Genomic DNA, 23,887 nt, shown 5'->3' with positions numbered 1-23,887 from the left:
CGCTTCGCAATCCGTGAAGGTGGCCGTACTGTTGGTGCTGGTGTTGTAGCAAAAATCATCGCTTAATAGCGAGATAAAGTACAAAAGTATTTAAAAAGCCGCTCTTAGAGCGGCTTTTTTTGTGCCTGCGATTTGTATTTACAATATTTGTAGCATGGCCTTCAGGCCATGGGATGGGGCAACATATCGCGGGGTTAAAACACCCGCCTACAAGCCATGGAAAGGTTCAACAAGGCGCGGTTTGTAGCATGGCCTTCAGGCCATGGAATCGCGAATCCGATAAGAGTCTGTAGCATGGCCTTCAGGCCATGGAATCCTTGCAAAACGCTACGGGGCTAAAGCACCCGCCTACGGGGTAGGGGAGATTATCTTTGTAGCATGGTCTTCAGGCCATGGAATCCATGTAAAACGATGCGGGGCAAAAACACCCGCCTATAGGGGAGGGGAGATTATCTTTTTGTAAGCCATAATTTATTCCGTGGGTAATTTTCGTCCTTTTCGCCAGCTAAGAGTACTTGACCAATTGTGTTGGGAAGTTATAGCCTTTAGGTTTTGCCGCTGTAAACTGTAGATGTCTAATTTTAATCGTTTGCTTGTTACACTTGAGATGCTTAGCCAAGACATTTTGGAAGAATTGAACTCGCCAGAAATTCAGCAAAACCAGCATATTTCGATTCAGTATTTAAAATTGATTACACAGTATTGGAAAACCTCCTTGAAGTTGGCGGAAAGTGCCACAGACTTGACTGAAAAAGGCTTTTCTTATGCCATCACAGAAAAGGGCATCTGCGAGCATCTAGTAAATAAAAAGATGTTATTGATACAAAATCGGTTATTGGAGTATGTGGTGGAGTATTACAACACCAGTATTCGAATTGAAAAACTTCGTGATGTGGACTTTTCGGAAAATGCAGACAAGCGATTTGATTTATTAACTACTCGTGCTGTGAAATATAGGTCTCAGTATAAAGTAGTAGCCAAAGCACTAGATCCTGTTGAGTATCAAAGACTAATAACAGGAATAGGGCTGGCTGCATTCGATTGGAGTTGGCAAACGGTAACTTCTCCTTAACTACCGAACAATGGTTAATTTCACTACTATTTGGGTAATGCTATTAATTTTATCACTTAAAATACCTATCCAATTTCCTAACATACTGAAAAATAGAGATTATTAATTCTGGTTCGTTTATTGCTGAAACATTTCAAATTGGTTAATTCGTAAGGCCTATTTAAGGCTAAAAATAATAATTGGAGCCAACCTATGTACAACGACGAAGATTTGAATCAGGCAGTGGAGGCCGGTATTTTTACTGACGACTCTGTCACTAAATTCAAAACCCATATTGCTCATTTAAAAAATACCTCAATGGCTGATGAGGAAAACTTTCGATTAATTACTGGTTTTAACGATATTTTCGTGGTTATTGCCAGCGGGTTACTCTTGGCGTCAATCGCTTTTCTCGGATATCATCTTTCTCCTATGCTAGGGACGATCGGGGTTGCTATTGCATCATGGCTTTTAGCTGAATTCTTTGTGGTGAAGCGCAGAATGGCATTACCTGCAATTATGTTGTTGCTGACATTTTTAGGCGGCGTTTTTGCCACTCCCTTAGTGAACTACCAACAACCTTCTGAAATTCCATTCCTAGTTGCCGGTTTGCTTAGCGCCTTTGCCGCTGTGCTGCATTGGAAGCGTTTTCGAGTGCCTATAACAGTCGCCGCTGGAGTTGCAGCACTGAGCAGCAGTATGATCGCTGTTATATTGGCAGTGTTCCCAAGCGCTGTTGGTTGGGTAAATAGTTTGTTGTTAGGTGTTGGTTTAGCTATTTTTGGTTTGGCCATGTATTGGGATGCCTCCGATCGCAACCGTCAAACCCGTTCATCTGATGTGGCATTTTGGTTGCATTTGGCCGCTGCGCCGCTAATTGTGCATCCTATATTTACTTCTTTAGGCGTATTGCAGGGGGTAGGCGGTGTGTCAGTTTCTTTGGTGGTGCTTGGGCTGTATGTTTTGCTAGCGGCAATATCTATTGCTGTCGATAGACGCGCTATTATGGTGTCTGCATTGGTCTATGTTATTTATGCGTTCTCTACATTATTAGAAACTTACGGAATGGTAAGTTATAGCTTTGCAATCACTGGTTTGTGTATTGGCGCAACCTTATTGCTGTTATCTGCTTTTTGGCAAGTTAGTCGCAGACAAATATTGAAAGTTCTACCGGCTCAAGTACAAGGTTTATTGCCTGACGCGCAAAGCTAGTTTAACGGAAATACCCCACAATGGTTTTTGGCTATTGTGGGGTAGTATTGGCGGTTTTTTGTGATCCTTTAAGAGACTCATTTAAAACCTGCATTTCTGCAGCGGTTAAATTTCGCCATTGACCAGGATAGAGTCGAGACAGATCAATATGCATAATACGAGTGCGCTTTAATTTACTCACTTCATAACCTAAAAATTCACACATACGACGAATTTGTCTGTTTAAGCCTTGCGTCAAAATAATTTTAAATTTGTATTTTCCTAAAGGACTAACCTTACAGGGTTTAGTAACAGTGCCCAATATGGGCACGCCAGAAGCCATACGCGTTAAAAATCGTTCACTGATAGGTTGTGTGACGGTTACTTCATATTCTTTGTCATGGGCGTTCTCAGCACGTAATATCTTATTTACTATGTCGCCGTCGCTGGTGAGTAAAATCAACCCTTCGGATGGTTTATCTAAACGACCGATCGGAAAAATGCGTTGTTTGTGTCCAATCGCATCAATGATATTTCCCTTAACATGTTTCTCTGTGGTGCAGGTGATACCAACTGGTTTATTGTAGGCGATATAAATACGGTCGGATTTATTATTCGGCGTGGCACCAATTAACTTTCGGTCAACCCTGACTTCATCTCCATCAAAGACTTTAGTGCCCAATTCTGGAATCTTGTTATTTATGGTGACCCGATTTTGTTCTATGAATTTGTCTGCTTCACGGCGTGAACATAAGCCTGTTTCACTGATGTATTTATTGAGGCGTTTGCCTTGCGCAATTGTCATAACTGATAAAATTGTTTGATGTCAGAATTTTTATGGTGGTTAGTGTAAGCGTTTTGTCGTAAAACTGATATAGCGACTGATTCTGTTATCACTTGATAATATGCGCAACCGCAAGGGATGTTCCTGATGCGGTTGCTTGTTTTGCATATTCTATTTATTAATGTGCTGATTAATAAATTCTTCGAGCGCAGCATATACTTGTCTTCGTCCCGCCTCTTGAAACAGACCATGTCCACCTTTTTCGAAGTTTATGTAGTCTACCTTTTTACCTACGGCTTCAAAGCTGGCGAGCATCGCTTGCGCATTCTTAACCGAAACGATAGAATCTTTTTCGCCGTGAATTAACAATACATCTGATTTGATTTTGTCTGCATAATTCACTGGAGAGAATTGAGCTAGCTCTCGAGCGTTGGTGCCTAGGACTTTTTCAAAATAACCTCGGCCCCCATGACTCTTCATGTAAATACTATCAGTATATGCATAGTTCAAATCGTAAATACCAACATAGCCTATGGTGCAGTTGTACAGTTCAGGCTCGCGCACACTGGCCATCAATGCTGCATATCCACCATAACTAGCGCCATACACACACATTTTTTCGCCGTCTACATATCCTTGGCTGACAACATATTTAGTGGCGTCGGTGATATCTTTTATCATCTTACCACCCCATTGCCGATAGCCCGCTTGTTCAAACTGTTTACCATAACCACCAGAGCCGCGGAAATTAACTTGTAATACCGCATACCCTCGGTTAGCTAAAAACTGCACTTCACTATTAAATTCCCATGTTTCACTTATACCGTGGGGACCACCATGGATAACGACGACCATAGGGGGTTTTTCATTTTCCTTTAGTGCTAATGGCATGGTCAAGTAACCATGGATTACCATATTGTCTTCAGTGGTGAATTGAAATGCTTGCATTGGTGCCATAGTGCGCGGGTCTAGCCAAGAGCGGTTCGACCAGATAAATTCTGCACCCATTTTTTCAGTGTCAAATATGTAGTATTCGCCTGGATTGACATCACTAGAGACACGCACCAACAGCTTTTTCCCATCTCGAGTTGAACTCGTGATGTTAACTTCCTGTTCACCGAAGGCCTCAACTAACATCTTATGCAGCTTGGCGGTTTTGTTTTCCTCTACATAATGATATTGCGGTTTACCCGGATAAGAAATACCAACTACCGGCATATTGGTTAATGGCTCCCGATTGGTATAAGCGATATCGGCTACCATATCGTCAAAAATCGGACTAAGTTTTTTGCTGGTGAGGTCTAGTACGTAATAAGTATTTAAATCTCTTTTTCCATAACTACCCGTTAGTAAAATCTTTTTGCCATCATTGCTGGTGCCAGTTGGTACTAGGTCTTTGTTGACCCCAAAAGCATCTACAATTTCTAGCCATCGTGAATCACGTTTTTCTCTATATGCTCCATGAACTTCTAAATTTTCATCATGCCATTTGATAAAATTAATTTCGCCAAATTTGTTGGCGATAGCGTGAGCTCCGGGGTGGGGAAGCACCTCGACTTTAGTTTTGCGGCCGTTGAATATATTTAACTTAGAAATAACTGAGTGTTTTTTGCGTAAGTCGTACCACTGGTTATGTTCTAAGGTCCAAGGGTGTTCCAATATTAAGATGTTTTTTTCGTCATCTACCAACAAGCTAATTATTTCGGGCGTGGCGTAACTGGCTTCGCGTTTTTTTGTTCTTGTACTGCGATCGCCATTCTCTCTCGCTCTCCAGCCATACAACATTTCTTGTTTACTGCCATCAACATTAATCGCAAATAACTCTCCGGTTGCAATTGGCGCATCATAGCGTAAACGTTTTTCTGCAAACTGATATACCACTCGTTCATCGCTGACCCACTGTGCCGAGTGAATTGCATCCCCTTCTTTTGGCCGAACGCCTCCCACTATTTTCATATTTTTGGCATCTAAAAAGACTAAACTTACCTCACCTTCGTGTTGTACTCGTGCGAGTAGGTGTTTGCCATCGGGGGAGATGGTCATATCTAAATAGTCACTGTGTTTGGAGAATTGATCTATGGGCAGTTTGCTTGCTAATACAGATGAACAAAATAGTAGCAACGCAAAAATTAAGCAGGTTTTCATATAAGCTTCCTTAGCTTCTTCCTTGATTGTCGATAGTGATTTCTCCATATTCCTTATCCAAAAGGACGACTTCGGAGAATATCCAAACCTTAACGAAAATAGACAAGATTGACAATTTATTTACCCAAAACTGTACTTTTTTTGTGAAGTGTTTTGTGCGAAAAAATGAACGTACATTAGAATGGAATAATTGCTTTAGGGCTTTGTAGAGTGGTTATTATTAAACAATAAAAAACCCGATTAAAAAATCGGGTTTTTTGATAGCTTAACTAAAAGTAATATTTACTTCTTAGCGTTACGCGCTTTAGTTTCAGCGATAACTTTTTCAGCAACGTTTGCTGGACAAGGCATATAGTGGCTGAATTCCATTGAGAATTGACCACGGCCAGATGTCATTGTGCGAAGTGATCCGATATAACCGAACATTTCAGAAAGTGGTACGTCGGCTTTAACGCGAACACCAGTAACACCTGCTTCTTGGTCTTTAATCATACCACGACGACGGTTAAGGTCACCAATTACGTCACCAACATGATCTTCAGGCGTAAACACGTCTACTTTCATGATTGGCTCAATAAGTTGAGGTCCGGCTTTAGGAATCGATTGACGGAATGCACCTTTAGCTGCGATTTCGAACGCAATTGCAGATGAATCCACGGCATGGAATCCACCGTCGTATAGTTCAACTTCAACATCTAACACAGGGAAACCAGCAAGAACACCAGTTTCCATCATACCTTTAAAGCCCTTCTCGATAGCTGGGAAGAATTCTTTAGGAACGTTACCACCAACAACAACTGATTTAAATGTAAAACCAGAACCTGGCTCACCAGGACGGATACGATAGTCAATTTTACCAAATTGACCTGAACCACCTGATTGTTTCTTATGGGTATAAGAATCTTCGATAGGTTGAGTAATAGTTTCACGATAAGCTACTTGAGGTTGACCAACTTCTAAGTCAACGCCATATGTACGCTTAAGAATATCTACTTTGATATCCAAGTGAAGCTCACCCATTCCTTTAAGAATGGTCTCACCAGAATCTTCATCCGTTTCAACACGGAAAGATGGATCTTCAGCAACCATTTTACCGATAGCGATACCCATTTTCTCAGAACCACCTTTATCTTTAGGTGCAACAGAGATAGAGATTACCGGCTCTGGGAATACCATAGCTTCTAGCGTACAAGGGTGTTTAGGATCACAAAGTGTGTGACCTGTTTGTACGTTTTTCATACCTACGATAGCGATGATGTCACCAGCTTGTGCGCTGTTTAATTCGTTACGGTCGTCTGCTTGCATTTCACACATACGGCCAACACGTTCAGTTTTACCAGTAAACGAGTTAAGAATAGTGTCACCTTTATTCAATTTACCTGAGTAAATTCGAACGAAAGTCAAAGCACCGAATCTGTCATCCATAATTTTAAATGCTAGTGCACGTAATGGCTCATCAACAGAAACAGTCGCTACTTCACCAGTCTCAACACCTTCTTCGTCAGTCAAGGGTTGAGGATCAACTTCAGTCGGGCTAGGCAAATAATCAACAACGGCATCTAGTACTAACTGCATACCTTTGTTTTTGAAAGCTGAACCACAGTATGTTGGGAAGAAAGACATGTCACGTGTACCTTTACGGATACAACGTTTAAGGTCTTCAATAGAAGGCTCTTCACCATCCATGTAAGCCATCATTAGATCGTCGTCTTGTTCAACAGCAGTTTCAACTAACATTTCATGGTATTCGTTAACTTTATCAACCATGTCAGCAGGAACATCTTCAATTGTATAGTTTTCAGGAAGACCTGTGTCATCCCAGATGTAAGCCTGTTTAGTTAATACATCAACTACACCAACAAAATCATCTTCTATACCGATAGGAAGCGTCATAACTAGTGGTGTTGCTGCTAAAACATTTTTAACTTGTTTAACAACACGGTAAAAGTCTGCACCCATACGGTCTAGTTTGTTTACGAAGATAATACGAGCTACTTCAGATTCGTTCGCATAACGCCAGTTAGTTTCTGATTGTGGCTCTACACCGCCAGATCCACAGAATACACCGATTCCGCCGTCTAGAACTTTAAGTGAACGATATACTTCTACTGTAAAGTCAACGTGTCCCGGGGTGTCGATTACGTTAAAACGGTGATCTTTCCAGAAACAACTTACAGCAGCTGATTGGATAGTAATCCCGCGCTCTGCTTCTTGTTCCATGAAATCTGTTGTTGATTCACCGTCATGTACTTCACCGGTTTTATGAATTTTACCGGTAAGTTTTAATATACGTTCGGTGGTGGTAGTTTTCCCCGCGTCAACGTGGGCAAAAATACCTATATTTCTGTAATGAGATAAGTCTGACATTGGTCCACTCTGTGTCTAATAAAAAATTGCGCGGCATTATACAAAAATTTTCGACAGGTTACATTGTTTCATTTGCTTTAAAAATCAACAGTTTAAAAATTAATTCAAGATTTGTTGAAAAAATCCTTTATTTTCAGTTGGTTAAATGACCAATAAAGGTACTTTATTATTCTTAAAATAGTGTAGATATTATGAGTTTTATGATTTTAATTAGTTAAAATGCGTGAAAAGCGCGGAAAAAACACTTAATTCTCTAATTTTAAACCGCTTTTAAGCCATGGGCATGACACGATTTCTTCCAAGACGTTTTGCTTCATACAATAACTTGTCGGCTGTTTCGATAAACTGACTTGAATGTTCATTTGCTTGCAACTGGGCCACGCCAGCAGAAACCGTTATATCCCCTAAAGATTGGCCAGTTCGACGGTCTTTTACGGTGATTTTTTCGATATTTCGGCGCATAACATCGGCCATATGCCGAGCACGGGATTGATCAAGTCCTGGCATGATGACCGCAAACTCTTCTCCGCCGTAACGAAATGCTTGGGCATTTTCCCGGCAGCAGCTTTGTATCTTTTTCGCCACCGCTTTTAGTACTAAATCACCCATTTGATGGCCGTAGGTGTCGTTTATTTTTTTAAAATGGTCGATATCAATTAACGCTAGACTGCACTTATCTAGTTTTGTTTTACTGCTAATTTCAGAGTCGAAATAACGACGGTTGCATAATCCGGTTAACGCATCATAAAGCGCTTCTTGTTGACTGGCTTGCAACTGCGATTTAAGCCGCACTATTTCTTTTTCTGCACTGGCCAGAGCGCCATTGAAGCTGATGGTACTTTGTCTGATCACTTGCGATTCTTTGACCATATTGCGCACTAAGCCTAACACTTCCTCTACTGTCCAGCCTTCTTTTTCAACCTTGCTCAAATCGTCGATACAGGCGTCCATGAGGTTTTTATAATCTTGGGTTTCCGATTTAGTGTCTTTGAGGGATTGCGATAATTCAATCATCATACCTTCAAGAGACTGGCGTAAATCCCAAACATTCACTTCTTCTTTATCAGAAATGTAACTACGATAGAGATCTTTAGCCTTGAGTTCCGATATTGGAGAATCACTTTCTACAGCGGCATCTAACTGCTCATTTAATTCGGGAGAGTCGTTGCTGACATAGGTGTACCAAAGGGCATAATTGGTAGGGACGGCAGAAATTTTGTGTTTAACCAGCAAAGGGACGGTTTGTTTGAGGATGACAAATGACTGTTCAATATCTTTGGCTGACATACCTATCTCTCTGCTGTGTTAGATTTTTTCTTTGAGTCGCTTTTAGTCGGCAAGTTCTACATAAAACATACCGACTTCTGCTTTTATAACTTTGACCCTACTTCCTGCCGAAATAGGGTGGGAACTTTTCAACTTCCATTGCACTCCAGAGAAGTGATAATACGGATTTTCGGTAGCAGAAACATTTTTTTCTAACAAAAAATCATGACCAATTAAATCACTTTGGGCTGGTTTAGTATCAACGTCTTGTTGAATATTTTTAAGTGGCTTCCACAGCAATACAGCACTAATTGCCGTTAAAATACCCACTGTTAACGTAGCACTCATTAGCGTATCTGGAATCAATCCAAGATACAAAAGAGCGCCAGCGGCAACACAGGCTAAACCCACAAAAAACATTATGAAAGTTGCGAAGCCTAAAATAGCAATTTCTATGGCTAACATGACTAAACCAAGCACAATTAAACTTTCCGCCAAATTGTTACTGATTAAATCCATGCCTAGTTTCCTTTGTTCATGGAATTAATGACCGTCATAGCTTGAGCAACGACTGAGGCGGGCTCTGTTGCGCCATCCGGCAGCAGAATAATAGATGATTCTTTGGCTATTGCTTGTTTGGCTTCGATAGCTTTTGTGGCGAGATCCAATTGTATGGCTTTTTGCCCTTCAACGGTATTAGCCTCTACACCAACTTTACGCAAAGCTTCGGCCTGCGCTTCGGCAACGGCAACAATGGCTTTAGCTTCACCTTCAGCTTGCAATACTTGTTCTTCTTTATCAGCTTCTGCGGCTAATACTACAGATGCTTTATTACCTTCTGCACGGTTGATTGCAGCTTGTCTGTCGCCTTCGGACTCTAGAATTTGAGCTCGTTTTACGCGCTCTGCTTTCATCTGAGCTTCCATTGCTTCCATTACTGATTGTGGCGGAACAATGTCTTTAATTTCGTAACGAAGAACCTGAATACCCCAAGGGCCGGCTGCATCATTTATTGCTGCTACGATATTGGTATTGAGCATGTCACGCTCTTCGAACGTTTTGTCTAATTCCATTTTACCCAGTTCAGAACGCATGGTGGTTTGGGCTAATTGAGTAACTGCAAAAACGTAATTATCAACACCATATGTTGCTTTATACGGGTCCATTACTCGAAAATACAAAACACCATCTACAGATAAAGATATGTTGTCTTTGGTTATGGCACTTTGTTCTGGAACATCTACAGCTTGTTCTTTTAAGGAGCGATCTGCGGCAACGTTGTCGATAAACGGAATAATGAAATTTAAACCCGCTTCTTTGGTAGATTGAAATTTTCCAAAACGCTCGACTAAAAATGCGCGATTCTGAGGCACGAATTTAATTGATGATTTGATGAGTACAATAACAAACACTAACAACGCGGTTTGTACGGTAAAGATATAGTCGAATAAGAAATCCATGTGCTAATACTCCTAGATTACGTCTTTTAGCTAAATTAATTTGAAAGATTGGCATGTTTTATCCCACTATTTGCCAAACTAAGCAAATAAACAGATCAGCTTTTGTCACTAGTTTAATATAAATGGGTAAGATTATGCACCTTCGTTCACAATTCGACACAAAAAAAGGGCGCTTAAAGCGCCCCCTATTAATAACATTAGCTGTTTAGGCTAGCCTAAGTTTAATGAACCCACTTATGTTGTTTGGCTTTTTCATGAACTCTCGCTTCCGTTTCTTTAGGCATAAAACTTTGATTATCTTGTTCAAAGAAAAACGGTTGTCGCTTATGTTTGCTGTTAACTTCGTTCATGGTTGCCGCGTCGTAGATACGACCATTGATCACGGTATAGTCTACATACTCACTGCGCCTAATATCGGCTAACACGTTACCGTCGATAACCACTAAGTCTGCTACTTTTCCTACTTCAATGCTACCAATCTGTTTATCCATACCCAAATGTTTCGCACCATCAATGGTCCCACCTCTTAGGGCTTCCCAAGGCGTAAATCCACCTTGTTGCATGGACCATAGCTCCCAATGTGCGGCTAAGCCCTCTCGTTGACCATGACCACCGATATGGATACTTACGCCGTTGTCTCTTAGCTCTTTTGCATAAGATGCCACATTAAAATGGTTATATTGATTGTCTGGCGCCGTAGGTCGGCGAATCGAACGACGATCGATAATATAAGATGGCGTGTAACGCATCAAACGAGGATTCTTCCAAACTTCAGTACGGTCGTACCAATACTCTTCTCCCATTAGACCACCATAGGAAACGATAAAGGTTGGTGTATACCCCGATTTGGTTGCCGACCATAATTTGGTTAAGTCATTGTAACCTTTGGCAATGGGCAGTGAGTGCTCTAAGCCAGTGTGGCCATCTACTACCATAGTGATATTTTGCTGTAGTTTACCGCCACCTTCTGGCACTACCATCATTTCCAGTTCTCTTGCCGCAGCTAATACTTGTTGGCGCTGATCACGACGAGGTTGATTATAACTTTTAACCGAAATTGCACCGACGTCTTTGAGTCGCTGTAAGTGATACTTAGCATCATCAAAACTTTTGATGATTGCTTTGTAACCCAATGCTTCTGCGCCGTACAAGATCGTACCGGTAGAGTAAATGCGAGGTGCAACGATTTTGCCTGCTTTTTGTAACTCAGCCGCGGAAAAAATTTCAGTGGTGTCGTTTGATGGATCGTGAATAGTGGTCACACCAAACGCTAGATTAGAATATTGACTCCAATTTTGCTGGGGAATAATTTCGTTACTGCCCTGGGATCCATGGGCATGGGTATCTATTAAACCAGGAATAATGGTTTTTCCTTCAGCGTTAATAATAAATGCTGAATCAGGAATCTCGATATCGTCAACTTTGCCAATCGCTTCAATTTTGTTGCCGTTAATTAAGACAACCGCATTTTCGATTATCTCTTGTTGATTATCTGCATCACGCATGGTGACGACGGTACCGCCAACAATGGCCTTATAACCTTCTGGTTTATCAGATTTTTGACTGAATGACAGGCTAATGCCTTCGCTAACGGGTTCTGGCAAGGTGGCTGGTGCATCTGCGATAAAATCAAAAGCGTCTTTCAAATCTCGTTCGAAATAATAAGGGCCGTGATACCACGAAAGTGTTTTATTATCTGGGGACCAAGTGAGATATTCACCGGCTCGACTTGAAACTTGTTTAATTGGCGTTGCAGTACTTGATGGTCCGATATTTTGACGTTTCCCCATTTCCATAAATGGCGCAACGTAGGCATTGTACTGATGCACAAAAGCAATCCATCTCCCATCATGGGATAATCGATATTCGCTAATTTTGTCGGCACCATATAAATGTTCACGGAGGTCTTCACCGTTTAAATCAACACTGACTAATTGGGTTTCGGTGTAAGGAGTACCGCCAACGACAGCGGTAAAATATACCCGCTCGTTTGAGCCTGCAAAATGCGGGGCAACGCCACTTTTAGAAATTCGAGTATGGGTCTTGTCATCTAAGTTTGTAACATATAACCCCGGTTCAACTGACCACTTAGGGGTAAGTAAATATCCTCCAGTGGTTTTTCTATAAGTTACCATTTCACCGTCTAACGAAAAGCTAGGTTCAACATAGTGACCTGGATTGTTTGAAATAACTTTACCTTTGCCGCCTCGAGCAGACACGATTCTAATCGTTCCTAAATCTTGGTCATTCCATGTGGTATAGACGATTTTCTTCCCGTCATTTGAATAACGAGGGAAATATTCATCATGGTCATTTTGTTTGGTTAAGCGTTTTACTTTGCCTGATTTTAAGTCTTTGACATATAACTTGCCTAGGGCCTGATAAAGAATATTTTTTCCATTTGGTGATTTCTGAGCCCAGCGTATCATTTTTACGTCAAACGAATCTGGTGCGACATCCACATCAAAACGCAGCGCATCTGCATATTGTGCTGTTGTTGATAGGTTTACTGGAATGTCTTCAATTTCGAGGCTATCTACATTGAGTTTGTGAAACTTACCTGCGGTCCAAAATACTATATTTTCAGAGTCTGGGGTCCAATCAAAATAGGCAAAATAGCCTTCACTACCGAAGCCTTCTTGCATATCTCGCTCAAGTTCTTGAAATAAAACTCGTTCGCTGCCATCTGACAAGTCTTTAACAAATAATGCCGTTCTGTTCTTAATCCTACGAATAAACGCTAGCTTTTTACCATCGGGAGAGGGAGTGGGAACAATTGCGCCACCAGTGCCGCTAACAAATCTCTCCTCATCACCGTTTTCTAATTCATAACGGCTAATCGCAAAAATCGATTTCAAGGGATCTCGGTTGTAACTAAATGTCGAGCCTCCCGTAATGTCTTGGGTAAAATAAACATACTTTCCATCGGGAGAAAATGCAGGATCAGCGATATTTTTTTGATCTGCTTTGCCATTGACTCTTGCTTTGATTTGAACGCCATCGCCACCAGAAAAGTGATACATCCAAATTTCGCCAGCAGGGATACTACGACTCGACATTATGCCTTTGGTAGCAAGAATATATTGTCCGTCAGGACTCCACTTTGGAGAGTGCATAATGTTATTTTTTTCGGTGGTGACTTGGGTTAATTCACCACTGTCTAAATCCATCATCCAAATATTAGACAACCCACCTCGGTCGGAGCTAAACGCGATTTTTTTGCCATCCGGACTAAACGCAGGTTGAATATTCCAAGCGAAATCTTGAGTGAGCGCTTTTGCTTCACCACCTTGGCTATCAACAATGAAAATGTCTCCCAAAGTGTCGAATGCCATTTTTTTGCCATCGGGTGAGATATCTAAACTTGACCAAGTAACTTCGTCAGTATCAATTTTAGTTGAAGACAATTCGAAAGGGGGATTAAGTACATCCCAATCTTGTTTTTCAGTTGAAGGCGAATCTGTTTCCGCATCTGCATTTTCTTCTTGTGCCGCAAATATATGAGCAGAAAACAAAATAGAAATGCTGAATAGTAAGTAGCTTACTGTAGCGCTTCTGTTTAGTGTATTCATTGAGAATTCCTGTCGTTTTATTATTAGTTTTGAAATTCACTTTATAAGCAATAAAGTTCATATTCTGTCCTGTTGAAGCGTCAACACTATACACTTTAGATTGATTGACGAAAATGTTTCAGGGGTTGTACGCAGGCGTTTAAATGTATGCTTAAAGGTACACTTTGTCTATATAAGGCCGTTTGGCATTAGCAATTTAACTTACATTAGATAAATATCTAGGGTGGATTAGCGCTTGCACCAGTAACTCTGTAATAGGGTAACCAGTGAGTTGTTCAAAATGTATGAACATTGGACTGGGATTTGCCTCTAAAAAATAATAATTGCCTTTGTTGTCACGTCGCCAGTCAATCGCAGTCCAATGCATATTAAACGCCTGAGTCAAGCGTTTGGCCAAAGCGACAATCTTAGAAGGGGTCTTGGTGGGAATATGGATTGGATTTGATTGCAGTCTAAAGTCGACCTCATCACTGACTATTTCTGCACTGAAAACCTCGGAACCAATGACATATGTACGAATGTTTGTCCCTTCAATATATTCTTGAATTGTCACAGGCGCATATTTTAAGACTTTATGAAGATGTATCGAACTGAGCAATTGTTCATCTATTAAAGTGGCATGTGAGCCGCCATAAACAGGTTTGAATAATAATTTTTTATAGTGTTTTGCAAACGCAAGAATATCTTTGATTTCATTACCAATATAGGTCTGTGGGATTAATGCGCCCACTGTTGATGCCTTATGTAATTGCCGAGGTTTGACTTTGTGAGAATCAAAAACTTGCCATGAATTAACCCAGCGAATACTGGTCTCATCGAAAAAAGTCCGTAAAGCGCTTGAGCTATCACTCATGGCGATTTGATACAAAGAAGGGTTGGTATTAGCTACCAAGCTAGGCGGTCCAACACTGCTCCAAAAAACACTGTCGATTTGTGCAAACTTATAGAAGGTAGAGTTTAACCGCAACCCACCTTTGGCTAACATCGGGTCCCAACTAATACTGTGGCAAGAAGGGTAAAGTGATGTGTCAAATAATGCGGCTTCAACCCCTGATTGATGGCATGCTTGAAGCATATGTAATGCGTGACAGTCTTGGCTGGCACCTAAAATAATAACGACCGACATAACACGTCCTGTAATTTTTATCGAAGTTAAATTTTCAGATATAGTGAACTACCTTAACAAGGTAGTTCACCACTTTATGGCTTAGAACCAATTACCAAAACTGCCGCCTTCTTCGCCAATTGCCATGGTTGTTTCCATGGGTGGTTTAATTGGTGAGCGGGAAGGCAACTTGGCATCTTTCGGCAGTTGAATTGCGAGCGAACCCGCAGCAACTTGCTCGGTAGATAAATTGTTAAGTTCCATTTTTGTATTGAATGGATGTTCCATTTCATTCTCCTTGTAATATTTACTTTAGTAATTTGTCGTACATCATTGTACTGACAATATGAGTATGGCTAATATACTCAAAAAGTTAACTGTACTAGAGTACAGTTTTAAGCTGTTTCATACGCATTTGGGAACAATGAACGCAGCATTTTTCGATTGTTTATTGCTAACTTTCTAAAAATGTTAGTGCAATGAAATTTCACCGTCCGTTCGCTGATAAATAATTGATCAGCGATTGAACGGTTACTCAAACCTTCGCGCACTTTATTGGCCACTTGTGCCTCTCTTTTAGATAGTTTGTTTTGGTACAACTCCAACATGTTTTCCATTGTATTTTTCCTTAAATAGTAGGTTGATGTTTACGGCTGTTTTATCGACGAAGTCACATCGCTTAATCTGCCATTCTCCAAGCTCAACACCTTGTCGGCGCTGGCTATGGTTTGTGGACGGTGAGCGATGATCACTCGTGTGATCGATAACTGTTTAATATGATTGTTTATCGCCATTTCGTTTTGCACATCTAAATGGCTGGTGGCTTCATCCAAAAACAAAATTCGCGGCTCTTTGTATAGCGCTCTGGCTAAAATAATGCGTTGCTTTTGACCGCCGCTTAAATTGGCGCCCATATCGCCTACCAAAGTGTTGTATTGCATACTGGTTTTAGCGATATCCTCATGAATACAGGCCAGGTGGGCGCAATAAACAATTTTCTGCATATCGATATTGGTTGAAAGGCACGCAATATTTTCTGCAATAGATCCGGTTAGAAGCACGTCATCTTGCATTACCGCTGCAATGCTTTGTCGATAGCTATCTATGTTTGAAAGAGCAATGCCATCGACCAAAACTTGTCCATTTGTGGGTTGCAGTAATCCCATCATGCACTTCATTAACGTACTCTTGCCACAGCCACTAGGACCAACGATAGCGATGGTAGAGCCTGACTCGAATGTGTGGTTTATATTTTGGAATACAGGTGCATCAAGTTGGCTATATGAAAACCCTAAATTAACTAAGCTAATTTCGCCGTGTATTTTATCGTGCTCGGATGTTGAGCTGGTTAGTCGCGGGTTTTTGAATTCCCTAACCATGGGATCTTTCGAGGTGTAAACTACATCAGCAAGTCGTTCACAATGTAGCTCTAGCATCCTAAATTCTATCCATTTTTCAATTAGGTTATTCATAGAATTGATAAAGCGGGATTTATAACTGACAAATGCAAAAAGCATCCCCACACTCAGCGTATTGTTAGTGACTGCCAGTGCTGCAAAATAAATAACAATTATGTTTTCCAGCCCAAACAGAATTTTATTCGCTGTATCAAAGCCGATATTCCAGCGCTGTAAACGTATTTCTTTATTCAAGGCTTCCGCAAGTTTGTTTTGCCACTGACTTTGTCTGTCCGTTTCCTTTTCAAATAGCTTAATGGTCTGAATTGCTCTTACCGATTCCATAAAATGGCTGTTTTCTTTAGCCGAAGAAACAATGCTTTCTTCGGTTAAGCGTTTTAATGGTTTGTAAAAAAGATAGCGCAGTAGTGCATACAGAAAGACGATTGCTAAAACGATGAAAGTTAATTTGCGGTCATATAAAAACATTACCCAGACAGTGAGAGTCGCCATTAAGCCATCAACAAATACCGTCACTAACCCGGTTGTTAGCAGTTCTCGTATGCTTTGTAGCGAGCCAAACCGTGAAACAACATCACCCATGTGGCGTTTACTAAAATAATCTAGAGGTAACCTTATAAGGTGCGTAAATACATTTGCTGCCATTTGAATGTTTAGGCGGCTTGATAGATTTAAAATGACCGTTTGGCGAATGTATGAGGTGCCCGTATCTATCAGTAAGAGCAAGCCGAATCCAAATGCCAAAACCGTGAGTAAATTGAGGTCGGAACGCAAAATCACATCATCGATGACGGTTTGCATGTAATAAGGTTGAATCAATGCAAAAACTTGGATGAAGATTGAAAGCAATAAAATAATGGCTAAACTGCGCTTCAATCCATTAATTCGATTCCAAAAATGACTCAAGGATAATTTTCGTTTTTGTTTGCCTTTCTCAAACGCTGGGGTCGGGGTTAGCTCTAGTGCTATTCCGGTGAATAGTTTGTCAACTTCGGCAAGCTCTAATACCCGCTCTCCAATCGCAGGGTCATGAATATACACTTTATGTCTAGTGACTTTTTTTAATACTACAAAGTGCTTCAGTTCCCAATGTAAAATACAGGGTGTTTGCAATTCAGTTAGTTGTTCCATCTCAAGGCGTAATGCCCTTGAAGACAACTCCATCTGACCTGCTATTTGCATAATTTGTTTTAACGTAGCCCCATGGGCAGAAATGGAAAAGCGGCTTCGAATACTGGTTAAATCTATTTCATATCCATAAAATCCGCTGATCATCGCTAAACACGCTAGGCCACACTCAGACGCTTCCGTTTGCAATACGCAGGGCAGTGAGTGGCGAGAGCTAAAGTTAAGCAAACTTTCGGGGCGAGGAAAAGTAGTACTATTCATTAGATTCTACCCCGCAAACTCAACAACGGTTCAAATATCCACTCAAGTAAACTGCGTTCACCCAATTGCACATCTGCTGATAAGGTCATTCCTGATTTTAAACTTAGCTTTTTGCCATACGCAGATACTGACTGGGATTCGAGGGTGGCATGCACTAAATAGACAGGTTCTTGAATATTCAGGGGAGCATAGTGTACCTCATTAGGTAAAATCACTGCATCGGAAACACTCGTAATAGTGCCTTGATACAATCCAAACTTTTGATATGGGAAAGCGTCATAACGAATTTGTATAGGTTGGCCCTGTTCAACAAATCCAATCGCTTTTACTGGCACTAAAAGTTTCGCCTGAATCTGACTTTCTTGCGGCACGACTGAAAGCAAGGGGGTGTTTAGATTCGTTTGTTGACCCACTTGGGCTTGGAGATTCGATATTAAACCATCTCGCGAAGCCTTTAATACATGTCGACTTTGACTGCTTAACTGGGCTATTTTTAGTGCTAGGTCGCTGAGTTTAGATTTTATCTGATTGGCTTGGTTTAACTGATTTTGTGGTAGCGTTAATAATTGATTCTTGGTTGCATTGATATCATTGTTTAAGTTTATTTTTTCTCTCTGCAATGCCTGTTCTTGATTTTGTAACCCCAGTTTTTGTTCTAAAACCTGCTCTAAATCAGCTTTGGAAATATGTCCAGATTTGCGCATCGATTGATAGTTCTGGTAGCGTGAAGAAACCAGAGAATGACGTTTTTGAAGAGTCTCAATCTGAGTATCGAGCCTAATGATGTCTTGACCCATTGCCAATAGTTTTGACTGGGCATTTTGAATCGTTATGGTGTCGATTATTTCGACTCGTTCTATTTGTGCCAATAATATACGTTGCTGATTTTTATATTCATCAAGCAAGGTTGTTTGCAAACTTGAGCCGCTGCTAAGTGTGCGGTCTCCGTCTATTACAAGCAGTGCTTGGCCTTCTGATACGAATTGTCCCTCTTTAACTAGCACCCGCTCTATTCGACCTGATGTCGTTTCAGGAAACACTTTGACAACGCCATTTGGCGGCTCTAACCATCCAGCAACGCTCTCTTTGCGCGCGTATTGACTTGTTACTAACCAAGCTAAAGCTGCAATAATCCAGGCACTCACAAAAAGCGTCACTAATACATGAGAAGAGGTAGGGATAAGCAATATCTCACCGTGAAGCCGATTTTTTTGGTGATCGATAGCGCTTTGCCTAAACAGAGATTCTTGCATGCTCTTTCCTTTTCAGTTTTGTGACTGTTTTATGTCTATTGCCGTTTCACTCTATTTGTTGCTCATTACCACTTGCGTAGGAAATATCCATCCTTGGATTTACCGCTCCTTGTTGCAAAAAATACATGCTGACGATGCCTGAAGCGTGATAGTTATCATCTCGGACAACACAGAATTAACTTCTCTGTTTAAATGTCTACATAGTGCTTTCTTGCCTTGGTTTCCTTACCATCTTTGGTTTTACAACCTTCTTCCTTGATGCCTCCTTGCTGATCTGACTGTAAGCCTTCCTAGCTTCAATCGGATTTCGCGCTTGGCGTTCCTTGCTTTAACGATCCTTCGTTAGTCCGTTTTTGACTCATTCCGTTTGTGTCAATGTCATTTTCCGTAATGACGATTTAAGAATAAAAAAGAATGAAATAAATGCGTTGGAATTTTGGGACGAAAAAATACACAAATGGGACAAAAAATAAGAATGTCTTATATTTCAATAGGAAAAATGATAGGTCTTGCAGTAATGGGACAAAAACTAGTAAATTTGGGACATAAAAATCATAGCGCTGTGTCAGCCACTAAGATTTTAATTAAATTGAGGGATAGTTTTAGTTACGGCTTGGCGATTGCGGCTAAGTTTGCGTGCACCAATTATACAAATGCGTGGGTTTTTGCGGTTGTTGATTGTTAGCGTTTACACTTTAAAATTTTATTTTGCCAACCAGCATGTCTTTAAACATTACCCAATCGCCTAAAAAACTATAAAGGGGGTAAGTAAATGTCGCTGGCCGATTATGTTCAAAGAAAAAGTGTCCAACCCATGCAAACCCATAGCCTAAAACCGGCAATACTAGAAGATAACGCCATTGCCCAGTGGTAAATATAAAGGCCAGTGTAAGCAAGATTAAAAAGGATCCTACAAAGTGCAGTCTGCGACAGACTGGGTTCTGATGTTCCCGCAAGTAAAACGGATAAAATTGAGAAAAACTTTTGTATTCTTTATCTGCCATTATCTTTACCTTTCGCTATCACGTTGTTGATGCTCAGAACACTAGCACATACAAATTTAATATAATGTCGCTTAATTGACATTGTCGTGCAAGGTGATTAGCAACAACGCACTATTTTTGGGCACTATTTATATCGCTAGGTTGCTTTTTAAAATCAATGCCCCCACTTTAAACCGATAGTATTCAATCAGTGCGTTTCAGTTTATGAAACTAAAAAATAGAAAGAGCTAAAAATGCAGAATTTTGTAAACCTGAATATAGAAAATTTTCAACAAGTCATAATCGAAGAGTCTAAAGAAAAGCATGTGCTGGTGAATTTCTGGGCACCGAATTTGGAAATGTGTGAACAACTCACACCCATTTTGGAAAAGCTTGCTAGTCAGCATGCCGAGCATTTGATTTATGCCAATGTAAATTGCGAACAAGAGCAGCAAATTGCACAACAGTTTGGGATTCAAAGTTTACCCACTGTTATTCTAGTTAAAGACGGTCAACCGGTTGACGGATTTGCGGGCCCTATGATGGAAGAGCAAATTCAGGAATTGTTAGAAAAACATTTGCCTAATGCTGAAGATGGTTTGTATGAAAAAGCCGTCGCTTTAGTTAACCAAGGCGATTATCAACAAGCTTTTACTATCGCGAAGCAAGCCCATGATTTGGCGTCTGAAAGGGCCGATATAGCCCTAGTGTTAGCCGATTGTTATGTGGAGTTAGGCAACACCAAACAGGCTCAACTGTTGTTAGATAACATTCTTTTAGTCGATCAAAATGGTTATTACCACAGTATTGTTGGCAAAGTAGAGTTAGTTGAAAAAGCATCCGAGTCGCCGGAAATAAAACAACTGCAAGCTCAGTTGGAACAACAGCCAGATAATTTAGAACTGAAAGTTGAATTAGCTGTGCAATTGCATCAAGCCAATAAACCTGAAGAAGCATTAGAATTACTTTTCGCAGTGCTTAAAAAGGACTTAAGTTTTGGGGATGCACGCAAATATACTTTGGATATGATTAATGCGATGCCTGATGGCGATCCATTGAAGTCTAAGTCTCGTCGCACAATGTACAGTTTATTGTATTAGAGTCGATTCAATCCAACTAACGGAAGGAAAGTGGTAATCCGGCTTTGTGCTGTAGCCACTTTTCATTCGCCAGTTCTACATCTATCAGAGGGTGAGCTCTGAGCCAACCCTCTGGAAAAGTTAAGTGCCAATGTTGCTCATCAATTTGTAACTTAATTTCCGGCAACAAGTCATCTTTTCTGCGAATCGAAAGTAAACACGACAACCTTAAGATGCGAACCAATCCATATAGCAAAGGTTGCATATCAGGGTGATATTGGGAGAACTTATTCAAATCTAGTTCTGCTCGATGACTCAGTACTAAATCTCGAATACTCTTACGTTGCATTTGCGAGTAGCCGTTAAGGTTAATATGGCTAAGAATATAAGCACCATGGATATGGTATTGTTTATATTCAATATGCAAACCAATTTCGTGCAATAACGATGCAGCTTCAATAACGGCTAATGCATCAAAATTACAAATATTAGATTGTGAACACAATTGTTTATAAAAGTTGACCGCAACATTACACACTCTTTGTGCTTGTTGTTCATCAATATGATAGGTTTTAATGGCATCGTTAATTGAATGACTGCGGCGGTCATTTTTTTCGCAATTCTCAAGCATCCCATAAATCAAACCTTCCCTGAGAGCGCCACCTGAGATTTGCATTTCTTGGATTTTAAGTTGTTCAAATAATGCGACTAAAATACACAAACCACTCGGGAATATGGCTCGTCTTGCCTCTGTAAGGCCTTCAATATCTAAATTATCTAAATTGCCACAATCAATGCATTGCTGTACCAAGTTATGCAAATAATCTAAGCGGATGGCATCACTAATACCTTGTTCGACGAGGATCTCAACAACGGCTTGGGGAGTTCCTGAAGCGCCAAGGCATTGCTGCCAATCGAAACAAATAAAATCATCTATAACAGGCAATAATTTTTGTTTGGCTTCTTCAATGGCGTTGTGCATGTTCTGTTCAGATATAACCCCATCGATAAAATATCGTTCTTTAAATGTCACGCAACCCATGTTTAAGCTAACCAGGTTGATGGGCTGCATGTCATTGCCAATGATAACCTCGGTACTGGCTCCACCAATATCAATGACTAAGGTATTTCCTTGGTTCGCGGATGTATAGGCTACGCCCAAATAGATTTGGCGCGCTTCTTCTTCGCCACTGATAACTTCGAGTTTTTGATTTAGAATTTGTTGCGCTTTTTCGATGAATACATTGGCATTTTTGGCTAAACGTAAGGTGGCGGTGCCAACTACTTTGATGTTCGATAAGGGGATGTCTTGCAGGCGTTCGGCAAAGGTTTCCAAGCAACGCCAGCCTCGCTCCATGCTGACTTGGTCAAGCATCATGCCGTCATTTAAGCCAGCGGCTAATCTTACTTTTTGTTTTACTTTGCCAATAATTTGAACCGAGCCGGAAACGACCCTAACGATAACTAAATGAAAACTGTTGGAACCGAGATCAACTGCGGCATACAGTTGGTCTTCATTGGTTACCGATGTAATTGGCTGATTTTCCATTAACGCCTTTTCTGATTGCGGTTATTCGGTCGCTTCTGATACGTTTTACCACTTTGTTGTCGCTTTTTGTACTGCGGTTTAGGTGGTGTTATATCTTCAAGTAGCGATTCTTGGTCATAATTACTTACTGGAATAGGACGGCTAATATAGCTTTCAATTGCAGGTAAATTCAACGCATATTTTTCACAAGCGAAGCTAATTGCATGTCCACTTTTGCCAGCGCGACCAGTTCGTCCAATGCGGTGAACGTAATCTTCCGCATCATCGGGTAGGTCATAGTTGAAAACGTGGGTCACTTTTTCGATATGTAAACCACGAGCAGCTACATCGGTGGCAACCAGAATATCCAGTTTATCTTTACTAAAATCTTCTAGTATTTTTAAACGTTTACGTTGTGGAACATCACCACTTAACAAGCCTACACGATGACCATCGGCTTCCAACCAATCACTGAGTTTCTCACAGGTATGTTTGGTGTTAGCAAAAACAATCGCTTTTTCAGGCCATTCGTCTTCTAGCAAGGTCAGAAGTAGCAGCATTTTATCTTCATCAGAAGGATAAAATAACTCTTCTTGGATACGGCTGGCTGTTTGTTTGTCGTGTTCAACCTTCACATGTGTGGGGTTGTTCATATGCTCGTAAGCAAGTTCTTGAACTCGATAAGACAAAGTGGCAGAAAATAACATGCTTAAACGTTTGGTTGCATCGGGCATGCGTCTGAACATATATCGAATGTCTTTAATGAAGCCTAAATCGAACATGCGATCTGCTTCGTCTAGCACAGCAACTTGAATATTTTCCAAGGAAAAAACATTTTGTTTGTAATAATCGATTATACGGCCAGTGGTGCCAATAATAATATCTACACCTGATTGCAAAGATTCCCGTTGACTTTGGTAACCTTCACCCCCATATATCAAACCAAGCGATAATCCGGTGTGTTTACTCAATAATTCGGCGTCATTGTAAATTTGTACTGCCAATTCTCGAGTAGGTGCCATTATAATAGCTTTAGGTTGCTTACCTGATTCATTTGGATGAGTCAGTAATCGATGAAATGTGGCAACAAGAAAAGCAATAGTTTTTCCTGTTCCTGTTTGAGCTTGACCTGCAATGTCTTGCCCTTCCAAAAGGTGCGGCAGACTTAACGCCTGTATTGGCGTGCAGTGGATAAAGTTTGCTTCTGTTAATGCCTTTAAAACATCCTCATGGATGGGCAGATCAGAAAAATGTGTTTCAGTTAAATGTGTAGTTTGCATAGCTTATAGCTTATCA

19 protein-coding genes are annotated in these 23,887 nt (G+C 40.7%); 4 read left to right on the top strand and 15 right to left on the bottom strand.

Annotation, left to right across the window (positions count from 1 at the left end; translation table 11 throughout):
* The 3 genes from Q4567_RS22275 to Q4567_RS20815 form a co-directional block, all read left to right on the top strand.
* Positions 1–66 (top strand): hypothetical protein (locus Q4567_RS22275; protein WP_199734358.1); only part of this gene is annotated, 66 nt, incomplete at its 5' end.
* 505 nt (positions 67–571) lie between these two features.
* Entirely contained in the window at positions 572–1,072 is a 501-nt protein-coding gene (locus tag Q4567_RS20820) for a hypothetical protein (RefSeq protein WP_216047951.1), read from the top strand.
* Between the two features lie 192 nt (positions 1,073–1,264).
* Positions 1,265–2,263 (top strand): hypothetical protein, encoded by a 999-nt coding sequence (locus Q4567_RS20815; protein WP_303502175.1) that lies wholly within the window; start codon positions 1,265–1,267, stop codon positions 2,261–2,263.
* 31 nt (positions 2,264–2,294) lie between these two features.
* On the opposite strand, the gene rluF is transcribed toward Q4567_RS20815, so the two are convergent.
* From rluF to Q4567_RS20750, 13 genes are all read right to left on the bottom strand, one after another.
* Positions 2,295–3,047: a 23S rRNA pseudouridine(2604) synthase RluF gene (gene rluF, locus Q4567_RS20810; RefSeq protein ID WP_303502172.1), complete on the bottom strand. Its 753-nt coding sequence runs from the start codon at positions 3,045–3,047 to the stop codon at positions 2,295–2,297.
* Between the two features lie 150 nt (positions 3,048–3,197).
* On the bottom strand, positions 3,198–5,219 hold the full coding sequence (locus tag Q4567_RS20805) for a S9 family peptidase (protein ID WP_303502170.1): 2,022 nt from the start codon (positions 5,217–5,219) through the stop codon (positions 3,198–3,200).
* A gap of 234 nt (positions 5,220–5,453) precedes the next feature.
* Positions 5,454–7,538 carry an elongation factor G gene (fusA, locus tag Q4567_RS20800; RefSeq protein ID WP_216047947.1) on the bottom strand — a complete coding sequence of 695 codons (2,085 nt, stop codon included), beginning with the start codon at positions 7,536–7,538 and terminating at the stop codon, positions 5,454–5,456.
* 270 nt (positions 7,539–7,808) lie between these two features.
* Positions 7,809–8,825, bottom strand: coding sequence for a GGDEF domain-containing protein (locus tag Q4567_RS20795; RefSeq protein ID WP_216047946.1), 1,017 nt, complete (start codon positions 8,823–8,825; stop codon positions 7,809–7,811).
* A gap of 42 nt (positions 8,826–8,867) precedes the next feature.
* Positions 8,868–9,323 carry an NfeD family protein gene (locus tag Q4567_RS20790; protein ID WP_303502167.1) on the bottom strand — a complete coding sequence of 152 codons (456 nt, stop codon included), beginning with the start codon at positions 9,321–9,323 and terminating at the stop codon, positions 8,868–8,870.
* A 2-nt stretch (positions 9,324–9,325) separates the two neighbouring features.
* Complete coding sequence (locus Q4567_RS20785; protein ID WP_216047944.1) at positions 9,326–10,264, bottom strand: SPFH domain-containing protein; 939 nt, start codon at positions 10,262–10,264, stop codon at positions 9,326–9,328.
* Positions 10,265–10,485: 221 nt separating this feature from the next.
* Positions 10,486–13,836: an amidohydrolase family protein gene (locus Q4567_RS20780; RefSeq protein WP_303502164.1), complete on the bottom strand. Its 3,351-nt coding sequence runs from the start codon at positions 13,834–13,836 to the stop codon at positions 10,486–10,488.
* Positions 13,837–14,032: 196 nt separating this feature from the next.
* Positions 14,033–14,962: a RimK family alpha-L-glutamate ligase gene (locus Q4567_RS20775; RefSeq protein ID WP_216047942.1), complete on the bottom strand. Its 930-nt coding sequence runs from the start codon at positions 14,960–14,962 to the stop codon at positions 14,033–14,035.
* An 81-nt stretch (positions 14,963–15,043) separates the two neighbouring features.
* The gene (locus tag Q4567_RS20770; protein WP_216047941.1) at positions 15,044–15,229 is read right to left on the bottom strand and encodes a hypothetical protein; all 186 of its coding nucleotides are present in this window, start codon (positions 15,227–15,229) and stop codon (positions 15,044–15,046) included.
* 107 nt (positions 15,230–15,336) lie between these two features.
* The gene (locus Q4567_RS20765) at positions 15,337–15,558 is read right to left on the bottom strand and encodes a response regulator transcription factor (protein ID WP_216047940.1); all 222 of its coding nucleotides are present in this window, start codon (positions 15,556–15,558) and stop codon (positions 15,337–15,339) included.
* Positions 15,559–15,588: 30 nt separating this feature from the next.
* Entirely contained in the window at positions 15,589–17,748 is a 2,160-nt protein-coding gene (locus Q4567_RS20760) for a peptidase domain-containing ABC transporter (protein WP_303502162.1), read from the bottom strand.
* Positions 17,748–19,001, bottom strand: a complete 1,254-nt coding sequence (locus Q4567_RS20755; protein WP_216047938.1) for an HlyD family secretion protein — start codon at positions 18,999–19,001, stop codon at positions 17,748–17,750. The genes Q4567_RS20760 and Q4567_RS20755 overlap by 1 nt, the downstream gene beginning before the upstream one ends.
* A 695-nt stretch (positions 19,002–19,696) precedes the next feature.
* Positions 19,697–20,005 (bottom strand): DUF962 domain-containing protein, encoded by a 309-nt coding sequence (locus Q4567_RS20750; RefSeq protein ID WP_216047937.1) that lies wholly within the window; start codon positions 20,003–20,005, stop codon positions 19,697–19,699.
* Between the two features lie 233 nt (positions 20,006–20,238).
* Between Q4567_RS20750 and Q4567_RS20745 the strand changes: the two genes are divergently transcribed.
* The gene (locus Q4567_RS20745; protein WP_216047936.1) at positions 20,239–21,084 is read left to right on the top strand and encodes a co-chaperone YbbN; all 846 of its coding nucleotides are present in this window, start codon (positions 20,239–20,241) and stop codon (positions 21,082–21,084) included.
* A gap of 16 nt (positions 21,085–21,100) precedes the next feature.
* On the opposite strand, the gene Q4567_RS20740 is transcribed toward Q4567_RS20745, so the two are convergent.
* Together Q4567_RS20740 and rhlB are read right to left on the bottom strand one after the other, a co-directional pair.
* Positions 21,101–22,612 (bottom strand): guanosine-5'-triphosphate,3'-diphosphate pyrophosphatase, encoded by a 1,512-nt coding sequence (locus Q4567_RS20740; RefSeq protein WP_303502159.1) that lies wholly within the window; start codon positions 22,610–22,612, stop codon positions 21,101–21,103.
* On the bottom strand, positions 22,612–23,871 hold the full coding sequence (gene rhlB / locus Q4567_RS20735) for an ATP-dependent RNA helicase RhlB (RefSeq protein ID WP_216047934.1): 1,260 nt from the start codon (positions 23,869–23,871) through the stop codon (positions 22,612–22,614). The genes Q4567_RS20740 and rhlB overlap by 1 nt, the downstream gene beginning before the upstream one ends.
* Positions 23,872–23,887: the final 16 nt, after the last annotated feature.

It is taken from the genome of Aliiglaciecola sp. 2_MG-2023 (assembly GCF_030548145.1).
Taxonomy (GTDB): Bacteria; Pseudomonadota; Gammaproteobacteria; order Enterobacterales; family Alteromonadaceae; genus Aliiglaciecola; species Aliiglaciecola lipolytica_A.
Note: the sequence above shows the minus strand (reverse complement) of the source record. Positions and strands in the feature narration are given on the sequence as shown.